22 protein-coding genes are annotated in these 20,235 nt (G+C 68.7%); 6 read left to right on the forward strand and 16 right to left on the reverse strand.

Annotated elements, in window-relative coordinates; all coding sequences use genetic code 11:
• Positions 1 to 178 precede the first annotated feature (178 nt).
• The 8 genes from pyrF to NGR01S_RS22310 all read right to left on the reverse strand — a co-directional run bounded on the left by pyrF (position 179) and on the right by NGR01S_RS22310 (position 9,982).
• Entirely contained in the window at positions 179 to 1,003 is an 825-nt protein-coding gene (gene pyrF, locus NGR01S_RS22275; protein ID WP_063039946.1) for an orotidine-5'-phosphate decarboxylase, read from the reverse strand.
• Positions 1,004 to 1,014: 11 nt separating this feature from the next.
• Positions 1,015 to 4,374 (reverse strand): carbamoyl-phosphate synthase large subunit, encoded by a 3,360-nt coding sequence (gene carB / locus NGR01S_RS22280; RefSeq protein ID WP_063039948.1) that lies wholly within the window; start codon positions 4,372 to 4,374, stop codon positions 1,015 to 1,017.
• Complete coding sequence (gene carA / locus NGR01S_RS22285; RefSeq protein ID WP_063039950.1) at positions 4,374 to 5,492, reverse strand: glutamine-hydrolyzing carbamoyl-phosphate synthase small subunit; 1,119 nt, start codon at positions 5,490 to 5,492, stop codon at positions 4,374 to 4,376. The genes carB and carA overlap by 1 nt, the downstream gene beginning before the upstream one ends.
• Positions 5,489 to 5,986 carry a PH-like domain-containing protein gene (locus tag NGR01S_RS22290; RefSeq protein ID WP_063039953.1) on the reverse strand — a complete coding sequence of 166 codons (498 nt, stop codon included), beginning with the start codon at positions 5,984 to 5,986 and terminating at the stop codon, positions 5,489 to 5,491. The genes carA and NGR01S_RS22290 overlap by 4 nt, the downstream gene beginning before the upstream one ends.
• Positions 5,986 to 7,317 (reverse strand): dihydroorotase, encoded by a 1,332-nt coding sequence (locus tag NGR01S_RS22295; RefSeq protein ID WP_063039955.1) that lies wholly within the window; start codon positions 7,315 to 7,317, stop codon positions 5,986 to 5,988. Before NGR01S_RS22295 ends, NGR01S_RS22290 begins: the two co-directional genes overlap by 1 nt.
• Positions 7,318 to 7,388: 71 nt before the next feature.
• Positions 7,389 to 8,345 carry an aspartate carbamoyltransferase catalytic subunit gene (locus NGR01S_RS22300; RefSeq protein ID WP_063039957.1) on the reverse strand — a complete coding sequence of 319 codons (957 nt, stop codon included), beginning with the start codon at positions 8,343 to 8,345 and terminating at the stop codon, positions 7,389 to 7,391.
• Positions 8,342 to 8,974 carry a bifunctional pyr operon transcriptional regulator/uracil phosphoribosyltransferase PyrR gene (pyrR, locus tag NGR01S_RS22305; RefSeq protein ID WP_063039959.1) on the reverse strand — a complete coding sequence of 211 codons (633 nt, stop codon included), beginning with the start codon at positions 8,972 to 8,974 and terminating at the stop codon, positions 8,342 to 8,344. The genes NGR01S_RS22300 and pyrR overlap by 4 nt, the downstream gene beginning before the upstream one ends.
• Before the next feature lie 165 nt (positions 8,975 to 9,139).
• Positions 9,140 to 9,982, reverse strand: coding sequence for an SAM-dependent methyltransferase (locus tag NGR01S_RS22310; RefSeq protein WP_063039960.1), 843 nt, complete (start codon positions 9,980 to 9,982; stop codon positions 9,140 to 9,142).
• A gap of 102 nt (positions 9,983 to 10,084) precedes the next feature.
• Between NGR01S_RS22310 and NGR01S_RS22315 the strand changes: the two genes are divergently transcribed.
• The gene (locus tag NGR01S_RS22315; RefSeq protein ID WP_245664713.1) at positions 10,085 to 10,648 is read left to right on the forward strand and encodes a TetR/AcrR family transcriptional regulator; all 564 of its coding nucleotides are present in this window, start codon (positions 10,085 to 10,087) and stop codon (positions 10,646 to 10,648) included.
• Between the two features lie 66 nt (positions 10,649 to 10,714).
• On the opposite strand, the gene NGR01S_RS22320 is transcribed toward NGR01S_RS22315, so the two are convergent.
• On the reverse strand, positions 10,715 to 11,593 hold the full coding sequence (locus tag NGR01S_RS22320) for an alpha/beta fold hydrolase (RefSeq protein WP_063039963.1): 879 nt from the start codon (positions 11,591 to 11,593) through the stop codon (positions 10,715 to 10,717).
• A 371-nt stretch (positions 11,594 to 11,964) separates the two neighbouring features.
• Here NGR01S_RS22320 and NGR01S_RS22325 point away from each other — a divergent pair, with 371 nt between their 5' ends.
• The gene (locus NGR01S_RS22325) at positions 11,965 to 12,549 is read left to right on the forward strand and encodes a TetR/AcrR family transcriptional regulator (RefSeq protein ID WP_063040102.1); all 585 of its coding nucleotides are present in this window, start codon (positions 11,965 to 11,967) and stop codon (positions 12,547 to 12,549) included.
• A 188-nt stretch (positions 12,550 to 12,737) separates the two neighbouring features.
• Here NGR01S_RS22325 and NGR01S_RS22330 read toward each other — a convergent pair whose 3' ends face one another.
• On the reverse strand, positions 12,738 to 13,904 hold the full coding sequence (locus NGR01S_RS22330; RefSeq protein WP_063039965.1) for a serine hydrolase domain-containing protein: 1,167 nt from the start codon (positions 13,902 to 13,904) through the stop codon (positions 12,738 to 12,740).
• A 4-nt stretch (positions 13,905 to 13,908) separates the two neighbouring features.
• On the opposite strand from NGR01S_RS22330, the gene NGR01S_RS32905 reads away from it, so the two are divergent.
• Together NGR01S_RS32905 and NGR01S_RS22335 are read left to right on the forward strand one after the other, a co-directional pair.
• The gene (locus tag NGR01S_RS32905; RefSeq protein WP_281179792.1) at positions 13,909 to 14,031 is read left to right on the forward strand and encodes a hypothetical protein; all 123 of its coding nucleotides are present in this window, start codon (positions 13,909 to 13,911) and stop codon (positions 14,029 to 14,031) included.
• A 100-nt stretch (positions 14,032 to 14,131) separates the two neighbouring features.
• Positions 14,132 to 14,752 carry an alpha-ketoglutarate-dependent dioxygenase AlkB gene (locus NGR01S_RS22335; protein WP_063039967.1) on the forward strand — a complete coding sequence of 207 codons (621 nt, stop codon included), beginning with the start codon at positions 14,132 to 14,134 and terminating at the stop codon, positions 14,750 to 14,752.
• Positions 14,753 to 14,759: 7 nt separating this feature from the next.
• Here the strand turns inward: NGR01S_RS22335 and NGR01S_RS22340 are convergent, their stop codons facing one another.
• On the reverse strand, positions 14,760 to 15,374 hold the full coding sequence (locus NGR01S_RS22340; protein ID WP_063039969.1) for a TetR/AcrR family transcriptional regulator: 615 nt from the start codon (positions 15,372 to 15,374) through the stop codon (positions 14,760 to 14,762).
• Between the two features lie 37 nt (positions 15,375 to 15,411).
• Between NGR01S_RS22340 and NGR01S_RS22345 the strand changes: the two genes are divergently transcribed.
• Positions 15,412 to 16,386 carry a quinone oxidoreductase family protein gene (locus tag NGR01S_RS22345; RefSeq protein WP_063039971.1) on the forward strand — a complete coding sequence of 325 codons (975 nt, stop codon included), beginning with the start codon at positions 15,412 to 15,414 and terminating at the stop codon, positions 16,384 to 16,386.
• On the opposite strand, the gene NGR01S_RS22350 is transcribed toward NGR01S_RS22345, so the two are convergent.
• From NGR01S_RS22350 to NGR01S_RS22370, 5 genes are all read right to left on the reverse strand, one after another.
• Positions 16,387 to 16,920 carry a DUF4334 domain-containing protein gene (locus NGR01S_RS22350; protein ID WP_063039973.1) on the reverse strand — a complete coding sequence of 178 codons (534 nt, stop codon included), beginning with the start codon at positions 16,918 to 16,920 and terminating at the stop codon, positions 16,387 to 16,389.
• 101 nt (positions 16,921 to 17,021) lie between these two features.
• Positions 17,022 to 17,258 carry a YciI family protein gene (locus NGR01S_RS22355; protein ID WP_157107389.1) on the reverse strand — a complete coding sequence of 79 codons (237 nt, stop codon included), beginning with the start codon at positions 17,256 to 17,258 and terminating at the stop codon, positions 17,022 to 17,024.
• 9 nt (positions 17,259 to 17,267) lie between these two features.
• On the reverse strand, positions 17,268 to 17,780 hold the full coding sequence (gene nusB, locus NGR01S_RS22360; protein WP_063039975.1) for a transcription antitermination factor NusB: 513 nt from the start codon (positions 17,778 to 17,780) through the stop codon (positions 17,268 to 17,270).
• Between the two features lies 1 nt (position 17,781).
• Positions 17,782 to 18,345: an elongation factor P gene (gene efp, locus NGR01S_RS22365; RefSeq protein WP_063039977.1), complete on the reverse strand. Its 564-nt coding sequence runs from the start codon at positions 18,343 to 18,345 to the stop codon at positions 17,782 to 17,784.
• A gap of 36 nt (positions 18,346 to 18,381) precedes the next feature.
• Positions 18,382 to 19,518, reverse strand: a complete 1,137-nt coding sequence (locus NGR01S_RS22370; RefSeq protein ID WP_063039979.1) for a M24 family metallopeptidase — start codon at positions 19,516 to 19,518, stop codon at positions 18,382 to 18,384.
• A gap of 169 nt (positions 19,519 to 19,687) precedes the next feature.
• On the opposite strand from NGR01S_RS22370, the gene NGR01S_RS22375 reads away from it, so the two are divergent.
• On the forward strand, positions 19,688 to 20,179 hold the full coding sequence (locus tag NGR01S_RS22375; RefSeq protein WP_063039981.1) for a prepilin peptidase: 492 nt from the start codon (positions 19,688 to 19,690) through the stop codon (positions 20,177 to 20,179).
• Positions 20,180 to 20,235 lie beyond the last annotated feature (56 nt).

Below are 20,235 nucleotides of genomic sequence, written 5' to 3' on the forward strand. Positions count from 1 at the left end.
CACAGCACCTTCACAAACAAGCCCACATATCTGCCTTCACGTGCAAGCCCACTTCTCCCCTACGAAAACGGCCACCACGCCGTCACAAACAGGCCCACGCCGCCGCCTGCACGGGCAAGCCCGTTACGCACCCTCACGCGAAGCCCACACCCCGTCTCGTGCACGCACGGCACCCCCTTCACCGGAGGAAGGCGAACTCCTTCTGGAACTCCGCCAGACGGCTGCGCAGCGCTTCGACCGAGGGTCCCGCCCGGAGTACATCCCGGGAGACATTCGGTACCGCCGCCCGCCACAGTGGGCGCGGCAGCAGTGCCCGGACCTTCTCCGCGGTGCCGCCCTGCGCCCCGACCCCGGGGAGCAGGACCGGCCCGTTGAGCATGGTGAGATCCGGGATCTCGGGGAGTGTGGCGCCGACCACCACCCCCACCGACCCCGGCTGCCCGGCGGGGTTGAGCTGGGCGGCGTCGTCGACCACCGTCTGCGCGACGGTGCGGCCACCGACCGTCGCCTGTTGTATCTGGGCGGCTTCGGGGTTGGAGGTGGCGGCCAGGACGAACACGCCGCGGTGGTTGGTGTGGGCCAGCTCCAGGGCGGGACGGAGGGCACCGAAGCCCAGGTAGGGCGATACGGTGACCGCGTCCGCGCCCAGCGGACCGTCGGCGAGCCAGGTGCGGGCGTAGGCGTCCATGGTGGAGCCGATATCGCCGCGTTTGGCATCGGCCAGCACCAGGGTGCCCGAGGCGCGCAGCACCTCGATGGTGCGTTCGAGCACCCCGATCCCCGCGGCGCCGTAGGCCTCGAAGAAGGCGACCTGTGGTTTGACCACCGCCACCGTTCCGTCGAAGGCTTCGACGCAGCGCTCGGCGAAGGCCTCGAGCCCGGCGGCGTCCTCGGACAGGCCCCAGGCGCCGAGCAGGGCGGGATGGGGATCGATCCCGACACAGATCGGCCCGTGGGTGTTCATGGCGGCGGCCAGCCGCTCACCGAACGTCGTGGTCGTCATCGCCCGCGCCCTCAGCCGCGCAGCGCCGAGTGCAGTTCCTGCAGCGACCGCACGCCCAGCCCGCCGTTGATACTGGCCTCGATGCCCTGGACGGCTGCCGCGGCGCCCTGGACCGTGGTGATACAGGGGATGTTCACCCCGACCGCGGCGCTGCGGATCTCGTAGCCGTCCACTCGGGGGCCGGAGTTGCCGTAGGGGGTGTTGAAGACCATATCGACTTCCCCGTCGCGGATCTGGTCCACGATGGACGGCTGCGGGGGTGTGTGGCTGCCGCCCGCCGGGGAGACCGGATCCGAGTGTTTGCGGACCTGCTCGCAGGGGATCCCGTTGCGGCGCAGCATCTCCGCGGTTCCGGCGGTGGCCAGGATACGGAAGCCGAGATCGTGCAGGCGTTTCACCGGGAACACCATGGCGCGTTTGTCCCGGTTGGCGATGGAGACGAACACGGTGCCCTCGGTGGGCAGCGACCCGTACGCCGCGGATTGGCTCTTGGCGAAGGCGGTACCGAAGTCGGCGTCGATGCCCATGACCTCTCCGGTGGATTTCATCTCCGGGGAGAGCAGCGAATCCACCTGGCTCCCGTCGGGACTGCGGAAGCGGTGGAACGGCAGCACCGCTTCCTTCACCGCCACCGGAGCGTCCAGTGCGACATGCCCGCCGTCGCCCTCGGGCAGCATGCCCTCGGCGCGGAGTTCGGCGATGGTGGTGCCGAGCATGATCCGCGCGGCCGCCTTGGCCAGCGGTACCGCGGTGGCCTTGGAAACGAACGGAACGGTGCGGCTGGCGCGCGGATTGGCCTCGAGGACGTAGAGGACATCGTCCTTCAGCGCGTACTGCACGTTCAGCAGACCTTTGACGCCGATCCCCTTGGCCAGCGCGATCGTGGAGTGGCGCACCGCCTCGATATCGCTGCGGCCCAAAGTGATCGGCGGCAGCGCGCAGGCCGAGTCGCCGGAGTGGATACCGGCTTCCTCGATATGTTCCATGACACCGCCCAGGAAGACCTCGTCGCCGTCGCAGAGCGCGTCCACGTCGATTTCGATGGCGTCTTCCAGGAACCGGTCCACCAGCACCGGATGTTCGGGGCTGAGTTCGGTGGCACGGGAGATGTAGCCCTCGAGGGACTGCTCGTCGTACACGATCTCCATACCGCGGCCGCCCAGCACGTACGAGGGGCGCACCAGGACCGGATAACCGATCTCGGCCGCGATCTTACGGGCCTGCTCGAAGGTGGTGGCGGTACCGTACTTGGGGGCGGGCAGCCCGGCGGCGATCAGCACGTCACCGAATTCACCACGGTCCTCGGCGAGGTCGATGGCGGCGGCACTGGTACCGACCACCGGCACCCCGGCGGCGGTGAGGCGTTCCGCGAGCCCCAGCGGGGTCTGCCCGCCGAGCTGCACGATGACCCCCGCGACCGTGCCGGACTCGGATTCGGCGTGGTAGACCTCGAGCACGTCCTCGAAGGTGAGTGGTTCGAAGTACAGGCGGTCGGCGGTGTCGTAGTCGGTGGACACCGTTTCCGGGTTGCAGTTGACCATGACGGTCTCGTAGCCGGCCGCCGACAGCGTCTGCGCGGCGTGGACGCACGAGTAGTCGAATTCGATGCCCTGGCCGATACGGTTGGGCCCGGAACCCAGAATGATCACCTTGTCGCGGTCGGGCTGCGGGGCGACCTCGGATTCGGCCGCGGGGTCGAGTTCGTAGGCCGAATAGTGGTACGGGGTCTTGGCCTCGAATTCGGCGGCACAGGTATCGACAGTTTTGAACACCGGTCGCACCCCGAGCCGGTGCCGCAGGGCCCGCACACCGCCCTCACCGGCCAGTTCCGGCCGCAGTTCGGCGATCTGGCGATCGGAGAGGCCCTGGTACTTCGCCCGCCGCAGCAGCGATTCGTCCAGGACGGGAGTCTCCAGCAGTTCCGTGCGCAGGTCCACCAGCCCGGCGATCTCGGCGACGAACCACGGGTCGATCCCGGAGGCTGCGGCGACGTCCTCGATGCCCGCCCCGAACCGCAGGGCGCGTTCCACCTGGTAGATCCGGCCTTCGGTGGGGGTGCGCAGATCCGCCAGGATCTCCGCGATCGCGGCGTCGATATCGGCCTGATCGGTGGAGGCCGGTGCCCATTTCCCGTCGGCGGCCGTCCAGAACCCGACCGCTTTGGTTTCCAGCGAGCGCAGCACCTTACCGAGCGCCTCGGCGAAATTGCGGCCGAGCGACATGGCCTCGCCCACCGATTTCATGGTGGTGGTCAGGGTGGGGTCGGCGCCAGGGAACTTCTCGAACGCGAATCGCGGCGCCTTCACCACGACATAGTCGAGGGTGGGTTCGAAACAAGCCGGGGTTTCCTTGGTGATGTCGTTGACGATCTCGTCGAGCGTGTACCCGATGGCCAGTTTGGCCGCGATCTTGGCGATCGGGAAACCGGTGGCCTTGGAGGCCAGCGCCGAGGACCGCGAGACGCGCGGGTTCATCTCGATGACGATGAGGCGGCCGTCTGCGGGATCCACCGCGAACTGGATATTGCAGCCGCCGGTGTCCACTCCCACCTCGCGCAGGATGGCGATACCGAGATCGCGCATCTTCTGGTATTCGCGGTCGGTGAGGGTGAGGGCGGGGGCGACGGTCATGGAGTCGCCGGTGTGCACCCCCATCGGGTCCACATTCTCGATCGAGCAGACGATCACGACATTGTCGCGTCCGTCGCGCATCAGCTCGAGTTCGTATTCCTTCCAGCCGAGGATGGACTCCTCGATCAGCACATTCGCGGTCGGTGAGGCGGCCAGGCCGCCGCCGGCGATCCGGTCGAGATCGGTATCGTCGTAGGCCATTCCGGAACCGAGCCCGCCCATGGTGAACGAGGGCCGCACCACGACCGGGAAGCCCAGTTCCGCGACGGTTTCACGGACCTCGTCCATGGTGTAGCAGACCTGGGAGCGGGCGCTCTCCCCGCCGACCCGCGCCACGATGTCCTTGAATTTCTGCCGGTCCTCACCGCGCTGGATGGCATCGAAATCGGCACCGATCAGCTCGACCCCGTACTTCTCCAGCACGCCGCGCTCGTGCAGCGCGACGGCAGTGTTCAGCGCGGTCTGCCCACCGAGGGTGGCCAGCAGCGCATCGGGACGTTCCTTCTCGATGACCTTTTCGACGAATTCCGGGGTGATCGGTTCCACGTAGGTGGAATCGGCGAATTCCGGATCGGTCATGATGGTCGCCGGATTGGAGTTGACCAGCGAGACGCGCAATCCCTCGGCGCGCAGCACCCGGCACGCCTGGGTGCCCGAATAGTCGAACTCACACGCCTGACCGATGACGATCGGGCCCGAACCGATGACCAGAATGTGTTCGAGGTCGGTACGGCGTGGCATCAGGCTCCCTCCATAAGACCGGAGAACCGGTCGAACAAGTACGCGGCGTCATGGGGCCCGGCGGCCGCTTCCGGGTGGTATTGCACGGAGAAGGCGCGGCCGTCGATCAGGCGCACCCCCTCCACGACGCCGTCGTTGGCGCAGACATGGCTGACCTCGGCTTTGCCGAACGGGGTGTCGAACTGTTCGCCGCGCTCCCCCTCCAGCGCGAACCCGTGGTTCTGCGCGGTGATGGAGATACGGCCGGTGTCGTGTTCGACGACCGGGATATTGATTCCCCGGTGCCCGAATTTCATCTTGTAGGTGCCGCGGCCCAGTGCCCGGCCCAGAATCTGGTTACCGAAGCAGATACCGAACAGCGGCAGTCCCTTGTCGAGGATGCCCTGGGTCAGGGCGACGGCGGTGTCCGCGGTGGCCGGGTCGCCCGGACCGTTGGACAGGAACGCGCCGTCGGGTTTCAGTTCCAGAATCTCGTCCAGGCTCGTCGAGGACGGAACCACATGCACCCGCATACCGCGGGCGGCGAACATCCGCGGCGTGTTGGATTTGATCCCGAGGTCGACGGCGACCACGGTGAACCGGGGAGCGCCCTCCGGTTCCACGGTGTAGATCCGGTCGGTGCTGACCTCACCGGCGAGATCGGCGCCCAGCATGGACGGCTGGCCGGTGACCCGGGCGAGCAGTTCCTCGGTATCGGCGAGCGCCGGGCCGGAGAAGATTCCCGCCTTCATCGAGCCGCGGCTGCGCAGATGCCGCACCACCGCGCGGGTGTCGATGCCGGCGATACCGACGATGTTCTGCTCTTCCAGCTGTCCCGGCAGGGTGCCGTTGGACCGCCAGTTCGAGGCGCGGCGCGCGGGATCGCGGACCGCGTAGCCCGCGACCCAGATCTGCTGTGATTCGTCGTCCTCGTCGTTCCAGCCCGTATTGCCGATCTGCGGGGCGGTGGCCACCACGATCTGCCGGTGATAGCTGGGATCGGTGAGGGTTTCCTGATACCCGGTCATGGCGGTGCAGAACACCGCTTCGCCGAGGGTCTGGCCCACCGCGCCGTAGGCGGTCCCGCGGAAGACCCGTCCGTCTTCCAGAACCAGGGCTGCGGCCGTTGTTGTCGTCATTTCTCGTCGTCTCCCGTCGTTGCCCGCGCCCAGGCCGGATACACCGTTTTGTCGTCGCCGCGGAACCCGGTGTCGATCTCGGTCCCGGACGGCAGCGTCCAGCGGATCACCAGGACGCCGCCCTCGCTCATGACCTTGCCCGCGTGTCCGCGTTCGGTGCGGATCGCGGAGATGGATTCCTCCGGGATCCAGATCGCGGACGCGCCCTGCCGTTCCAGCAGAATTCCGTGTTCGAAGCGGGTGAGCTCCGCGGTCGCGCGGAAGCCGAGGTCACCGACCGCGATCCGGTCCTGCCAGCTCGGCGCGATGGTGCTGCCGAGGTAGAGGCCGGTGGTCGGGTCCAGCACCTGCGCGCCCGTCTCCGCCGGTACCGGAGGCAGGTCACCGATACGGTCGGCCTGCCGGGCGGCACGGTTACGCCAGCCCCGGTACATCAGATAGACGAACAGTGCCCACAGCAGCAGGCAGCCGATAACCCACAGTGTCCGCTCCATCAGCGCTCTCCTACTCGTACACCCGCGGGGGCGGCGGCCACTCCGTCGCGGGCGGTGATCCGGCCGCGCAGCAGCGTGGTGGTGACCCGTCCCGGCAGTGTCATCGCCTGATAGGGAGTGTTGCTCGCGATACTCGCGAGATCTTCGCCCTGCACGGTCCAGGTGGCCTCGGGGTCGACCAGTACCAGGTTGGCGGGCTCGCCCTCGGCGATCGGACGGCCCTGATCGTCGAGGCCGACGATCTCGGCGGGCCGTTCGCTCATCACCCGGGCGACCCCGCGCCAGTCCAGCAGACCGGGCCGCACCATGGTCTCCACCACGATGGACAAGGCGGTTTCCAAGCCGAGCATCCCGGGCCGGGCCGCGGCGAACTCGCAGCACTTGTCCTGTTCGGCGTGCGGGGCGTGATCGGTGGCGACACAGTCCACGGTGCCGTCCGCCAGCGCCTGCCGCAGCGCCTCGGTATCGGAGCCCTCGCGCAGCGGCGGGTTCACCTTGTTCACCGCGTCATAGGTTTCCAGGCGGGCGTCGGTCAGCAGCAGATGATGCGGCGTGACCTCGGCGGTGATCGAAATACCTTGCGCTTTCGCCCATTTCACCAATTCCACGGTGCCGGCTGTGGAAGCGTGGCAGATGTGGACCCGTGCGCCCGCGTCCCGGGCCAGCAGCGCGTCGCGCGCGACAATGGACTCCTCCGCGGCTCGCGGCCACCCCGCCAGACCCAGCCGGGCCGCCGTCGGTCCTTCGTGCGCCACCGCACCGGAGGTGAGTCGTGGCTCCTCCGCGTGCTGCGCGACGAGTACGCCCAGCGAGCGGGCGTACTCCAGCGCGCGCCGCATGATGAGCGGGTCGTGCACGCAGTGCCCGTCGTCGGAGAACATGCGCACCGCGCCCGCGCCGGTGGCCATGGTGCCCATTTCGGCGAGCTGCGCACCGGCCAGGCCCACCGTCACCGCACCCACCGGATACACGTCGACCAGCCCGACTTCCTGCCCGCGCCGCCACACATGGTCGGTGACCACCTGGGTATCGGCGACCGGCGAGGTGTTGGCCATGGCGAAGACCGCGGTGTAGCCGCCCAGCGCCGCGGCGGCGGACCCCGATTCGATGGTCTCGGTATCCTCGCGGCCGGGTTCACGCAGGTGGGTGTGCAGATCCACGAATCCGGGCAGCAGCACCTGCCCGGCGCCGTCGACGATTTGGGCATCCTCGGCCGGCAGGCCGGTCCCGATCCGCCCGATCACCCCGTCGGTGATCAGCACATCCACCGGTTCCCCCTCGCCGTAGAGCCGCACTCCGGTGATCAGCACGGTGTCACCCGACTCGCTCACGCTGTGTTCTCGGGGCGTGCGCGAGGGCCCGCCGTGGTTACGCTCCGCTGCCGACTCCGGTCCCGACTCGCTCACGCCGCGGCCTCCTGCACGCCGACCAGCAGGCGGAACAGCACCGCCATCCGCATATGGACTCCATTCGTCACCTGTTGCAATACGGCGGCGCGCGGCGAATCGGCCACCGACGACGCGATCTCCATACCGCGCAGCATCGGGCCGGGGTGCAGCACTACCGCCTGTTCGTCGAGCAGCGCCAGCCGGCGTTCCGAGAGGCCGTAGCGGATCGAGTACTCGCGGGCCGACGGGAAGAATCCGCCGTTCATCCGCTCCGCCTGGACCCGCAGCATGAGGACGGCGTCGGCGCCGGGCAGTTCGGAATCCAGGTCCGTCGAGACCCGCACCGGCCAGCCCTCGACGCCCACCGGCAGCAGCGTGCGCGGCGCGACGAGCACCACCTCCGCGCCGAGCGTGGACAGCAGGAACGCATTGGACCGGGCCACCCGGCTGTGCAGGATATCGCCGACGATCACCACCCGTTTACCGGCGATATCACCGAGCCGCTGCCGCAGGGTCAAGGCGTCGAGCAGTGCCTGGGTGGGATGCTGATGGGTACCGTCACCGGCGTTGATCACCGCGGGGACCGAACTGCCCGACTGCCGCGACCAGTCCTCGAACCAGCGGGTGATCTGATGGGCCGCGCCGGAGGCGGGATGCCGCACGATGAGCGCGTCGGCACCCGCGGCGTGCAGGGTGAGCGCGGTATCGCGCAGCGACTCCCCCTTGGCGACCGAGGAGCTGCTCGCGCTCACATTGATCACATCGGCGCTCATCCATTTGCCCGCGACCTCGAAGGAGACCCGGGTACGGGTGGAATTCTCGAAGAAGACCGTCATCACCGTGCGCCCGCGCAGGGTGGGGAGTTTGCGCACTTCGCGACCCAGCAGGGCCTGTTCGAATCGTTCGGCTTCGTCGAGCAACCCGGTGGCGGTGGCGCGATCCAGGTCGGTCACCGTCAGCAGATGTCTCACTGTCCCTCTCCCTGATGCAGGAAAACCCCGTCGCGGCCGTCGTGTTCGGACAACAGCACCGAGACGTCCTCGGTGCGCGCGGTGGGCACGTTCTTGCCGACGAAATCGGCGCGGATCGGTAGTTCGCGGTGGCCACGGTCCACCAGGACCGCCAGCTGGACGGCACGCGGCCGGCCCAGATCGCGCAGCGCGTCCAGAGCGGAGCGCACCGTACGCCCGGAGAACAGCACATCGTCGACGAGCACGACCAGCGCGTCCTCGATGCCGCCCTCAGGGACCGAGGTGCGTTCCAGCGGCCGATGCGGTTTGGTACGCAGATCGTCGCGGTAGAGCGTGATGTCGAGCGAACCGAGCGCGGGCCGGACTCCGGAAAATTCCTCGATCTTGGCGGTGAGCCGATGCGCGAGGGTGGTGCCGCGGGTCGGGATACCGATGAGAACCACCCGGGGCGTAGCGGGATCGCCCGAATCCAGGGCGGTGCGTTCGATGATCTGATGCGCGATCCGCGCGACCGTGCGGCCGACATCGGAGGCGGAGAGCAGTTCGCGCCCTGTCGCAACCCATTCCGGGGTGTGCCGCTCGGGAGGTGGCGTCGCCTCGGCAGCACCGCGTTCTTCGGGCACGGCCATACCGACCTCCTTCCCCGCCTCACTGGACGGTCCGTTAAAGGATGTCTTACGCCGAGCAGCCTATCAGCCGCCCAACGGGGACTTTCACCAGGTGAGGACCGGACTCGAAGTGTGAGTGCGACCACCTCCGCGGGTGCGGCCGGCGGGTGTGACGGCGGTTACCGATCATTCACGAATGGCGAGCACCGTGCCCATTCCGGGAACCTCACCGAGACCGGGGCGCGCGTAGGGAGCGACGAGGTCGTTCCAGGCGCAGAAGGTGGTGTGCCAGCCGTGCATGGTGAACCACGATTCCGCGTCCGGGCCCAGGCCGTTGACCGGCCGTGCGGCGTCGGAGTCGGCGGATACCAGCTCCCGTAGATCCCGATACCGCGCCGCGGCGCTGTCGACCTGGAACCGGCCGATATCGAAGCGACTCCCCGGCGCCGACAACTCGGTCACCGTTTCGATCACCGTCTGCGCGTCCCGCCGGGGAAGGTAGTCGAGGACCCCTTCGTCCACCCACAGCGTCGCCACATCCCGGCGGAACCCGCGCGCCGGCAGAGCTCGCGCCCAGTCGGCACGCAGATCGGCCGCGACCACCCGGCGGACACATTCCGGCCGGGCCCGGTGCGCGGCCAGGACCGGCTCCTTGAAAGCGAATAGTTCGGGGAGGTCCACTTCGAAAAACACCGTCTCGGCGGGCAACCCGAGCCGGAACGCCCGGGTGTCCAGTCCGGCACCGAGCAGGACGATCTGCCCGCACCCCGCGGCTACCGCCGCACCGAAGCTCTCGTCCACGACCTTCACCGCGAGGGACCGGCCTTCGTAGAACTGGTCGGCCAGTACCTCGAGCCGCGCCCAGCGATCGTCGTCGAATGCCGTACGAGCCGCCGCGACGAAGGCCGCGGCGAAGGGATCGTCGTAGAGCCGGTCGGACCGGGCGCTCTCGCGGGCCCGGATGACTGCTACCCCGATCGCGGTCATGGCCACCCCGGCAGTCGGTACCTGGACAAAAGGATCTGCCATCCGAACTCCCCTGAAAACTTACCTGCCGACCGGCTGGTAACCGGTTACAGCGGAGACGTTAGGCTCTGCCCTGCGAACCGTCAACCAGAAGAAGGGGGCGCAGTGGGCACTCGGCGCAGCGATACCCGCGACCGCATCCGTGCGGTGGCAATGGAACTGTTCGCCGAACAGGGCTACGAGAAGACCTCGTTGCGGCAGATCGCCGAGCGGCTCGAAGTCACCAAGGCCGCGCTGTACTACCACTTCCGCACCAAGGAGGACATCGTCGCGAGCCTCTCCGACGATGTCCGCAGTGGTATCGACGAGCTCGTCACCTGGGCCGCGGGCATCCCCGCGGGCCGGGCCCGCGCCGAGGAGATCCTCGACCGGTACGGCGCGCTGCTGCACAGCACGGGCCGCGACATGGTGCGGTTCATGCACGAGAACCAGCCGGCGTTCCGAGAACTCGGTTTCGGGGTGAGCCTGCGCTATCAGTTCCGGCTGCTCGCGGATCTCATGACCGAACCCGCACGGGATCCGCTCGATGTGTTCCATGCCCGCCAGGCCCTGCTCGCCATCAGCTGGAGCACGGCGATGATGGGCGATCTCCCGCTGTCCGACGACGAATGCCACCGCGCCGCCGTGGATATCGCACACGAACTGCTACGCCGCTGCCGGCTCGGGTGACCGCACCGCCGACAGGGCCGCACGGTCGAACTACTCGCCGAGTTCGGCCGGCGAGAACCGGTGCCCTCATTCCTCCGTATGCGTGAGCACGGCCGCGGCCAACTCCTCGTGTACCTCCTCCGGCAGCGTATGACCCATACCCGCCACGATCATCAGTCGTGCCCCGGGGATCCGCTCGGCGATATGCGCGCCGTGGCCGGGTTTGGCCGGCTCATGGCTGCCTTCGACGACCAGCGTGGGCGCCTGCACCCGATGCAGCACGCCCACCGGTTCGAAATCCGGCTGCGCCGCCGCAGCCAGCCGATGGTTGGCCACGGCCGACAGATCGCGGGCGCGATCGTGGATGCGTTCCTGCAGCCGGCGTGCCGCGTCCTCGTCGAACGGCAACCCGGTGCCGTGCAGTACGCGCTGCTCGGCGACCATGCCGTCGATCCGGTCCTGCCGGTTGTCCGGTGGCGAGCCGGCGAGCAGGGTGCGGTAGAACGCGACGAACTCCGGCGTCGGCTCGGGCAGGCTCCCCGCCTGCTGCGGCTCTCCCAGTATCGCCCGCATGAGGACCGCTCCTTCACCGCCGCCGAGCGGCGAGGAACCGATCACGGTCAGCGAGCGCACCCGCTCCGGCCGCTCCACGGCGATGAACTGGCCGAGCAGCCCACCCGCCGAGTGGCAGACCAGATGCGCGCTCCGCAGGCCGTGCGCGTCCAGGACGCGGTAGACGTCGTTTTTGATTTCGTTCCACGTGTACGGATGCGCCGCGAAATCGACGGTGTCCGACCGGCCGGTGTCGCGATGGTCGTACCGGATCACCCGGCGACCCCCGGCGACGAGGCGGCCGACGAACTCGTCCGGCCACAGAATGCCCTGCGACATCGATCCCATGATCAACAGGATCGGCGTTTCCGTCGCGGCGCCGAATTCTTCACTCCAGAGATTCACGTCGTGCACGGGGTGTCCTCTTCTGTAGACGCACCGGTCGCGCCGGTGTCGATTCGAGCTGCGTTTCGCTTCGTACTGCCCCGTCCCGGGCGGGGCGGACTTCCGGCTCCGCCTCAGCGGGCGCCGCGCCGGCCGGTCCGGGGTCCTGCATCGCGAGCGATTGTCCGCGGAGGTACGGGACGAGCCACGAACCGCTGCGGATTGTTTCGAACGGGGTAGGTGCTGCGCTGCTTTCGCATCTCGGTTGCGCCTTTCGTGTACCGGTGTGCACCGGGCCTTCGAGGGGACGGTGCCGGGGGGCTACCCACCGCTACCACCTCAGGTGTAGTACTCTGATCGAAGTAGTTTGAACGGTAGTACTACAGATGGAGTGGTGTCAAGTGGTCCGCACGAATCCCGAACGCCGCCAGGCGTTGCTGGACGCATCGATCGAGGTCCTGGCCCGAGACGGAGCCCGGGGACTGACCTTCCGCGCGGTGGACAAAGCGGCGGAGGTACCCGCCGGAACCGCCTCCAACTACTTCAGCAACCGCGACGATCTACTCGTCCAGGTGGGCCACCGGTACTACGAGCGGTTGATCCCGGACGAATCGGCCATGGCCGCCCTGCACGGACCACGCACCCGCGAGACGGTCACCACGCTCATGACCGAGGTCGTCAGCCGCGTCACCCACTTCCGCACCGGCTACCTCGCCCTGCTCGAACTCCGATTGGAAGCCACCCGGCGGCCCGAACTACAGGCCCTGCTCACCGAGCGCGTGCGCGCCGATCTGAACTTCAATATCCGCAACCACCTGGACTACGGGATGCCCGGCGACGAGGACACCGCCGTCCTACTGTTCCTCGCCCTGAACTGGCTGATTCTCGAACGACTCACCCTGCCCGGCGTATTCACCGAGGAGCGGGCCCGCGAGCTGGTGCGTACGGCCGTGGCGCGCGCTATTCCCGTCACCGCCGATTCCTGATATCCGCCCGTCGGCGCGTCGGTTCCGCCCGGGCCGCGACCACCGCACCCGGATGCGCGCCACAGACCACTCGACGGGCGGCACGGTTCGCGCCGGGGCAGACCGCGCCGAGCCCGGAAGCTCGGCGCGGCCGCGGATCGGCGTTCCGCCGCACGGACGACCGCCGGTCCGGCCCGCGCGGCCGGTGCTCATTCCGCCGGACGAGCAGGATCGTCCTGTCCGCCGCCGAACACTTCGTCGACGAGTCGTCGTGTCGCCTGCTGGAACGCCGCCGAGAGCGACAGCGCGGCATCGTCCACATAGTTCAGCGTGCCGGTCAGTGTCGCGGCGCCGTCGGGCGTGCTGTACATCAGCGCCGCATGCCCCCCGGCGCCGCCGTTGTGCATGACGAGGGTGCCGCCGCCGGCGATCTCCTGAACGAAAACTCCCAGGCCGTAGCCCATCCCGGGGATACCCGTCGGTCGCGGAGCCCGCATCTCGGCCAGCAGGTCGCCCGGTAGGAGCTCGCCGCTGTTCAGCGCGGCAATGAAGATGTGCAGGTCCCGGCTGGTCGAGATCATGTCACCGCCACTGGAGATCCAGGAGGGATTGTGTTCGGTGACGTCGATCGTCCGGTCCGCGCCGGCATCCTCGTAGCGGTAGTAGGCGTGCGCGTGCGGCTCGGGGATCCCGGTCTGCGTGGTCGGGGCTATGGTGCCCGTCAGTCCCAGCGGTCCCGAGATCAGCCGCTGCATCTCCTGGGCGAGTGGGCGTTCGGTGACCTTCTCCACCAGCAGACGCGCCACCACGTAGTTGGTATTGGAATAGTTCCAGTCCGCCCCCGGCTCGAATCGCGCCGGCTTCGACAGCGCCAGCCGGACCAGCCCCTCGGGCGCATAGCTGTGAAACCGGTTGTCCACCCATTCCTTGCCCGAGATGGTGCAGGCGATCCCCGGCACGACCGTGCCGTCGCTGTGATACTCCCCGGTGAAGTTGAAGAGTCCGCTGGTGTGCTGCAACAGCATCCGCACGCTGATCCGGGGGTCGAACCCGAACTCCGGCAGATGGTCCCCCACCGAGTCGTCCAGCCCGATACGTTCCTCACCCACCAGCCGCAGCACCAGGGCCGCGACGAAAGTCTTGGTATTGCTGCCGATCCGGACATAGCCGTCGATCGGCGGCGGCACCGAACCGCCCAACTCGGCCACCCCCGCGCTGCCGGCCCATTCGCCCAACTCGTCGTGCACCCGCACCGTGATCCCGGTGAGACCGGATTCGACGATCTCCTCCAGCGCTTTGCGCAACGCGGGGCGATCCGGCCCGCCGCCCGCCGGCTCACGGGTGACTTCGTGCCGATCGGGCGGGGTGACGGACACGGCAATGCGCTCCTTCGACGGTGCTGCGGCGGATTTCGATCGGTGGGACACCATGTCCGGTCCGGTCGCGCTGTTGGCTGTGCTGCTCATGGGATCACTGTCGCCGGGTCCGCTGACACCGCCCTGACGTCGGTCTGACACCGCCGCTGACACGGCATGAGCCCCGTTCAGAGCAACGGATCGACCCGATGGGAACATACGTTCGAATTGCAGGGTAATCTGTCGGCATGACACTGCAGGGCTCGCTGTTCGACGGTTTCGGGGCGGCGGAACTCGCCCCGCTGACCGGCATCGGGCGCACCCCACTCACCCACGGCGCCTGGGTCGATCTGCGCCCCGGCTGGCTACGCGGCGCCGACGACCTGTTCGAGCAGTTGGCCGCGACCGTACCGTGGCAGGCCGAGCGCCGGCAGATGTACGACCGGGTCGTCGACGTACCACGACTGCTCTGTTTCTACGGCGAATCCGACCCGCTGCCGGACCCTGTCCTGGCGAAGGCCCGCGAAGCCCTCAGCACCTACTACGGGCCCGAACTCGGCGAACCGTTCCGCACCGCGGGACTCTGCTACTACCGCGACGGCCGCGACAGCGTGGCCTGGCACGGCGACACCATCGGACGCGGTGCCGCGCACGACACCATGGTCGCCATCCTCACCCTGGGCGCCCCGCGGCCACTGCTGCTGCGACCCCGCGCCGGCGGGCCGAGCCTGCGCTTCCACCCCGGCCACGGCGATCTGTTCGTCATGGGTGGCTCGTGTCAGCGCACCTGGGAGCATGCGGTACCCAAGACTCGGCGGGCGACCGGACCGCGGATCAGCGTCCAGTTCCGGCCGCGAAATGTGCGCTGAACAATCGCTACGGCGCGCGTAGTACCGCGCGCACCTGCTGATCGATCGCCGCCAGCAAGCGATCGGTCGATCCGGCACGAACCATATCCGGCACGGTTTGGCCCGCCAAGCCGTCCAGCAGCAACCTGCCGACCGTCTCCGCGTCCAGATCCGGGCGCGCCTCGCCCAGCAACGCGGTGATATGGGCGCGCCAGAACCGATGGAACTCCTCGGTGCGCGGATGTGGCGGCACCACCCGGTAGACCTCCATGAGCGACAGATTGTCGATCACCAGCCGGGCCATGGCGGCGAAGAAGGCGAGCAGCCGGTCACCGGCCGGGGCCCCGGGCCCCAACGGCGGGGGGCCGTCGGTCACGGCGGACATCAGGGTCACCGCGCTTTCGGCGACCATTTCGTGCAGCAATCCGGCACGGTTGCCGAAACGATGGAAGATCGTCCCTTTCCCCACACCGGCGGCCGCCGCGACCCGGTCCATGGTGACCGCCTCCGGGCCGTACTCGGCGAGCAGCGCCGCGGTCGCATCCAGGATGGCGCGCCGGTTACGGGCGGCGTCCGCGCGTTCTTTCGGAATTGTCGCACCACCTTCCTTGACAACTTGACCGGCGGTCCATATCTTGAGCATTCGATATCTGGACCGTCAGTCAAGTTATGGAGTTCCAATGCAGGCAATCGTAATGACCGATATCGGCGGGCCCGAGGTGCTGGTATCCCGGGAAGTCCCGGAGCCGACCGCCGGGCCGGGCGAAGTAGTGATCAGAGCCGAGGCGATTCCCGTCCTGTACCCCGAAACCCAGCTGCGGTCCGGCGCGTTTCCGATGGCCGCGCCGCCGCCGGTCGTCTTCGGCTTCCAAGCGGCCGGAGAGGTGATCGCCGTGGGCGAGGGCGTGGGCGCCGAGTACCTCGGGCGGCGAGTGGTAGCCGCCACAGACGGGACGGGAGCGTACGCCGAATCGGTCCGCGCGAGAGCGGACGCCACGACCCGGATTCCCGCGGGCGTCACCGCCGCCGACGCGGCGGCGGTGATGATGAGCGGTTCGGTGGCGCTGGCACTGCTGGAAGCCGCGGCACTCACCGGCACCGAGACAGTGCTTGTCGAGGCCGGTGCCACCGGAGTGGGCGCGCACCTGGTCGAATTGGCCCGCGAATTCGGCGCGGCCCGGGTGATCGCGACCGCGGGCGGCCCGGACAAAGTTCGGCGCGCGAAGGAGCTCGGCGCCGACGAGGTGCTCGACCATCACGACGAGCACTGGCCCGCACAACTGCGCGAAGAGCCGGGCCGCACGATCGATATCGTGTTCGACTCGCTCGGCGGCCCCTCGGCGGCCGCGCTACTCGCGACCATGACACCCGGCTCCGGGCGAATGCTCAGCTACGGCTGGCTGTCCGGGGAACCCGCCCTCGTCTCGGCGGCCGACCTCATCCCGCACGGGCTGACACTCACCGGATGCTCCGGCCCCGCCTGGCACGGACGGGTGGGCCGCGCCCGCACCGCGATCCTCGAGCGGGTGCCGGCCCTGGCGGCGCCGGTCGAGACGTTCATGCCGCTCGACCGCGCCGCCGCGGCCCATGAGCTGCTGGAATCCCGGGCACCGCTCGGCAAGATCATCCTGCGGCCGGGCCGGGCGGCGGACTGATCAGCGCGTCAGGACGAAGAAGTACGGTTCGGCCAGACCGCACATATCCATGACGCCGAGCAACCTGTCGTCATCGAGCCGGCGGAAATGATCGATGATCGGCAGATGGTCGTAGACCATGGCGGCGCTGACCACGCCGCGGTACTCGATATCGCGTAACCGGGCGGTCGCTTTACGGGTACGCAGCAGCGGGCCGAGGGTGCGCAGATTATTACGGACCGGGCGCAGCCAGTGCGCCGGAATCCGGCCCGCCAGGGAGAGCGGCACCCGGCGCGGATCCACCGCGAACACGGTGCCGCGCTCATCGGTGAACAGCAGCGGATGCACCTGGTCGGGCGCATCGAACTGTTTGCCGTACCAACCGGATTCGGACAGAATGCCATCCATCGGGTGACCGGTGGGCAGCTCCGAACCGCGCCAGCGCCCGGTGGTCACCTCGTCCCCCCGTGCGGCCGGCAACCGGTCGAAGATCTCCCAGGCCTCCGCGGCGGTGCATCCGCCGTCGGGCAGGGTGACACGCGCGTTCTCGGTCATGGTCCGCACTCCTCGACATCTGGGACGTTGCGATGAACAGCCTATCGCCCTCTCATCGAGTCGCACGGCGGACCCGGGCCAGAGCGAGGTCCGGTCCGGGCTCAGCCGGTGATCTCCCATTCGTGCACCGTGATCGCCGACGAGCCGGTGGTGTGCAGCGGATCTGCGTACACCGCCGCCTCGGCGGCCGCGAGCGAATCCGCGAGCACGAGGTGCGCACCGCCACTACCGTCCGTGAACGGGTCACTCGACTGCAGCATGTCCTTCGCGCGCAGGTCGGCGAGGAACCGGCGGTGCGGTGCGGCCAGGCCGGAGTCCGGAGGGCCGGCGCCAGGCACTTGCGCCTCTCAGTCCTCCGATTCCGGCTCACCGGCGCGCCCGGCGGCCGCGGCGGCCGCGCGGATCTGCGGAGCCACCAGCACCACCTGCCCGAGCACCCCGTTCACGAACCCCGGTGAATCATCGGTGGACAGCTCCTTGGCCAGTTCCACCGCCTCGTCCACCGCGACGATCGGCGGGACATCGGGCGCGTAGAGCAGCTCCCATACCGCTACCCGCAGGATGGCGCGATCCACCGCGGGCAACCGGGGCAGCGTCCAATCCTGCAAATACGACTCGATGGTCCCGTCCACCCGGTCGAGTTCTTCGGCGATACCGTCCACCAGGGTGCGGGTATAGGCGTGTACCGGCGCCACGCCCTGGTCGCGGGCCGCGAGCTCGATCCGCTCGTCGGCCAGATCGGCGGGATCGACATCGCGGGCCTCGGCCTCGAAGAGTAGGTCCACCGCCCGGCGGCGCGCCTTGTGGCGGGCGCCGAGCTTCTTGTAGGCGGATTTCTTGTCCGCGGACTGATCGGGCACGTCAGGAGTTGACGCGGCCCAGGTAGCTGCCGTCGCGGGTATCGATGCGGAGTTTGTCACCGGTGTTGATGAACAGCGGGACCTGGACCTCGGCACCGGTCTCGACGGTGGCAGGCTTGGTGCCGCCGGTGGAGCGGTCGCCCTGCAGACCGATATCGGTGTGGGTGACCTCGAGCTCGGCGGTGACCGGGAGCTCCACGTACAGCGGCGCGCCCTCGTGCATGGCGACCTGCACGGTCATGTTCTCCAGCAGGAACCGGGCCTGCTCGCCGATGGTGCTCTCCGCGATGGCGATCTGGTCGAAGGTCTCGCCGTCCATGAAGACGTAATCGGAGCCATCGTGGTACAGGTAGGTCATATCGCGGCGGTCGACCGTGGCGGTCTCCACCTTCACGCCCGCGTTGAAGGTTTTGTCGACGATCTTGCCCGACAGCACGTTCTTCAGCTTCGTCCGCACGAACGCGGGACCCTTGCCCGGCTTCACATGCTGGAACTCGACGATCTGCTGGAGATTACCGTCGATCTTCAGCACGAGGCCGTTCTTGAAGTCGCTGGTGTCCGCCACTGTCTTCGGGTCTCCTCGGTTCTCGGGCGATCGTCGTCATCCGACGACGATCAGATCTTTGCTGGTGTTGGTGAGCAGTTCCGGGCCCCCCTCGCGCACCACGAGCGTGTCCTCGATCCGGACCCCGCCGCGGCCGGGAAAGTACACACCTGGTTCGACGGTCACCGCCACGCCAGACTGGAGTGTACCCGTGCCGGTTTTGGCGATTCCGGGCGCTTCGTGGATGCGCAACCCCACCCCGTGCCCCAGCCCGTGGACGAACAGCGGACCGTGACCGGCGGCCGCGATGACCTCGCGGGCGGCGGCGTCCACATCGGCGCACGGCACACCGGGCTGCAGCGCCTCACGGCCGGCCCGCTGGGCGGCGTACACCAGGTCGTAGACCTCACGCTGCCAGGACGCGGGTTCGCCGAGTACGAAGGTCCGGGTCATATCCGAGTGGTAGCCATCCACCACGGCGCCGAAATCGATCTTCACGAAATCACCGGCGACCAGTACCGCCTCGGTGGGCCGGTGATGCGGAACGGCGGAATTCGCCCCGGACGCGACAATGGTCTCGAAGGCGATCCCGGCCGCCCCGCGCTCGAACATCGCCCATTCCAGATCCCGGGCCACCTGACGCTCGGTACGGCCCGGCCGCAGCGCCCCGGTCTCCAGCAGTGCCGCCAAGGCCCCGTCACCGACGGCGCAGGCGCTGCGCAGCCGGTCGATCTCGTACCCGTCCTTGACCATGCGCAACTGCTCGACCAGGCCCGGCGTCGCCACGAACTCCAGACCGGAGCCGAGCTCGAGCAGCGCGCGGTACTGATCGACGGTCACGATATGGCTCTCGTACCCCAGCCGCCCGAACTGCCACTCCCCCGCCAGTTCCACCACCCGGCGCGAGACCGCCCGGGCGATCTCGGCACGCAGATCGGGAACCTGCTCGGCGACCTGGGTGTCGTAGCGGCCGTCGGTCGCGATCACGGTGCGGTCCTCCGCGCCCGGGGTGTCCCACGAGTGCACCAGCAGCGCGGCGTTCGATCCGGTGAATCCGGTGAGATAGCGGATGTTCACCAGATCGGTGACCAGCAAGCCGTCGATCTCGTTCTGGACCAGCAGGTTGCGCAGTGCACCGCGCCGGGCAGCGTAATCGGGCCGGACCCGCGGGCCCCGACCGGCATCAGCAGACATGGCATAAAAGTACCGCCGACCCGGCCTGCGCACACGGGCCGACCGGACCACGGGCGGTTCCGAAGATGAGGACCACTCGCTGTTCACACCTCGGCCACGGCGGCACACGTTATCCACAGATCGCTTTCCCCGCCCCCGGCAGGGCCCGCCGGCGGCGATCGTGGACGGCATGACGACCCTCGGCTTCCTGACGTTGACCGTCTGGTGCGCGGCGCTGAGCGTCGGCGATATCCGTTCCCGACGCCTACCGAACTTGCTCACGGTGCCCGGAGCCGTCGGCGTGCTCGGTTACGCGGCGCTGACCGGGTGCTTCCACACCGCCGCCTGGGGTGCGGCACTGCTCGCGACTCCTTATCTGCTGATCCATCTGACACGCCCGGCCGCGCTCGGGGCCGGTGATGTGAAACTGGCCGTGGGACTGGGTGCGGCCGCCGGGCTGGGTGGCGGGCAGGTCTGGGTCTGGTCGGCCGTCGCGGCACCGGTGTGTACCGCGATCGCCGGAGTGGGCGCACTGCTCGGATCCCGGGCGGGCCGCCGGATGTTCGGCGGCCGGTACCGCTTCGCCGACCCGCGGGCACCCGCACCGGAACACGCCGGACGCACGGTCCCGCACGGTCCGTCGATGTGTGCGGCGACACTTCTCGGACTGGCCCTGTGGTGACCCCGCGGCAATCCCGGCGACGGTGCACTTCCCGGGGCGATGAGCACCGCCGACCG

Source organism: Nocardia grenadensis NBRC 108939, from assembly GCF_001613445.1.
GTDB classification, from domain to species: Bacteria; Actinomycetota; Actinomycetes; order Mycobacteriales; family Mycobacteriaceae; genus Nocardia; species Nocardia grenadensis.

Excerpts from the sequence above, each read along its gene's own strand:
- carA (WP_063039950.1), bottom strand. The coding sequence starts at position 5,492 with ATGACGACAACAACGGCCGCAGCCCTGGTTCTGGAAGACGGACGGGTC.
- NGR01S_RS22335 (WP_063039967.1), top strand. The coding sequence starts at position 14,132 with ATGACACTGCAGGGCTCGCTGTTCGACGGTTTCGGGGCGGCGGAACTC.
- pyrF (WP_063039946.1), bottom strand. The coding sequence starts at position 1,003 with ATGACGACCACGACGTTCGGTGAGCGGCTGGCCGCCGCCATGAACACC.
- NGR01S_RS22350 (WP_063039973.1), bottom strand. The coding sequence starts at position 16,920 with ATGACCGAGAACGCGCGTGTCACCCTGCCCGACGGCGGATGCACCGCC.
- carB (WP_063039948.1), bottom strand. The coding sequence starts at position 4,374 with ATGCCACGCCGTACCGACCTCGAACACATTCTGGTCATCGGTTCGGGC.
- NGR01S_RS22340 (WP_063039969.1), bottom strand. The coding sequence starts at position 15,374 with ATGCTCAAGATATGGACCGCCGGTCAAGTTGTCAAGGAAGGTGGTGCG.
- NGR01S_RS22290 (WP_063039953.1), bottom strand. The coding sequence starts at position 5,986 with ATGGAGCGGACACTGTGGGTTATCGGCTGCCTGCTGCTGTGGGCACTG.
- NGR01S_RS32905 (WP_281179792.1), top strand. The coding sequence starts at position 13,909 with ATGCGCTCCTTCGACGGTGCTGCGGCGGATTTCGATCGGTGGGACACC.
- NGR01S_RS22375 (WP_063039981.1), top strand. The coding sequence starts at position 19,688 with ATGACGACCCTCGGCTTCCTGACGTTGACCGTCTGGTGCGCGGCGCTG.
- NGR01S_RS22310 (WP_063039960.1), bottom strand. The coding sequence starts at position 9,982 with ATGGCAGATCCTTTTGTCCAGGTACCGACTGCCGGGGTGGCCATGACC.
- NGR01S_RS22345 (WP_063039971.1), top strand. The coding sequence starts at position 15,412 with ATGCAGGCAATCGTAATGACCGATATCGGCGGGCCCGAGGTGCTGGTA.
- pyrR (WP_063039959.1), bottom strand. The coding sequence starts at position 8,974 with ATGGCCGTGCCCGAAGAACGCGGTGCTGCCGAGGCGACGCCACCTCCC.
- NGR01S_RS22370 (WP_063039979.1), bottom strand. The coding sequence starts at position 19,518 with ATGTCTGCTGATGCCGGTCGGGGCCCGCGGGTCCGGCCCGATTACGCT.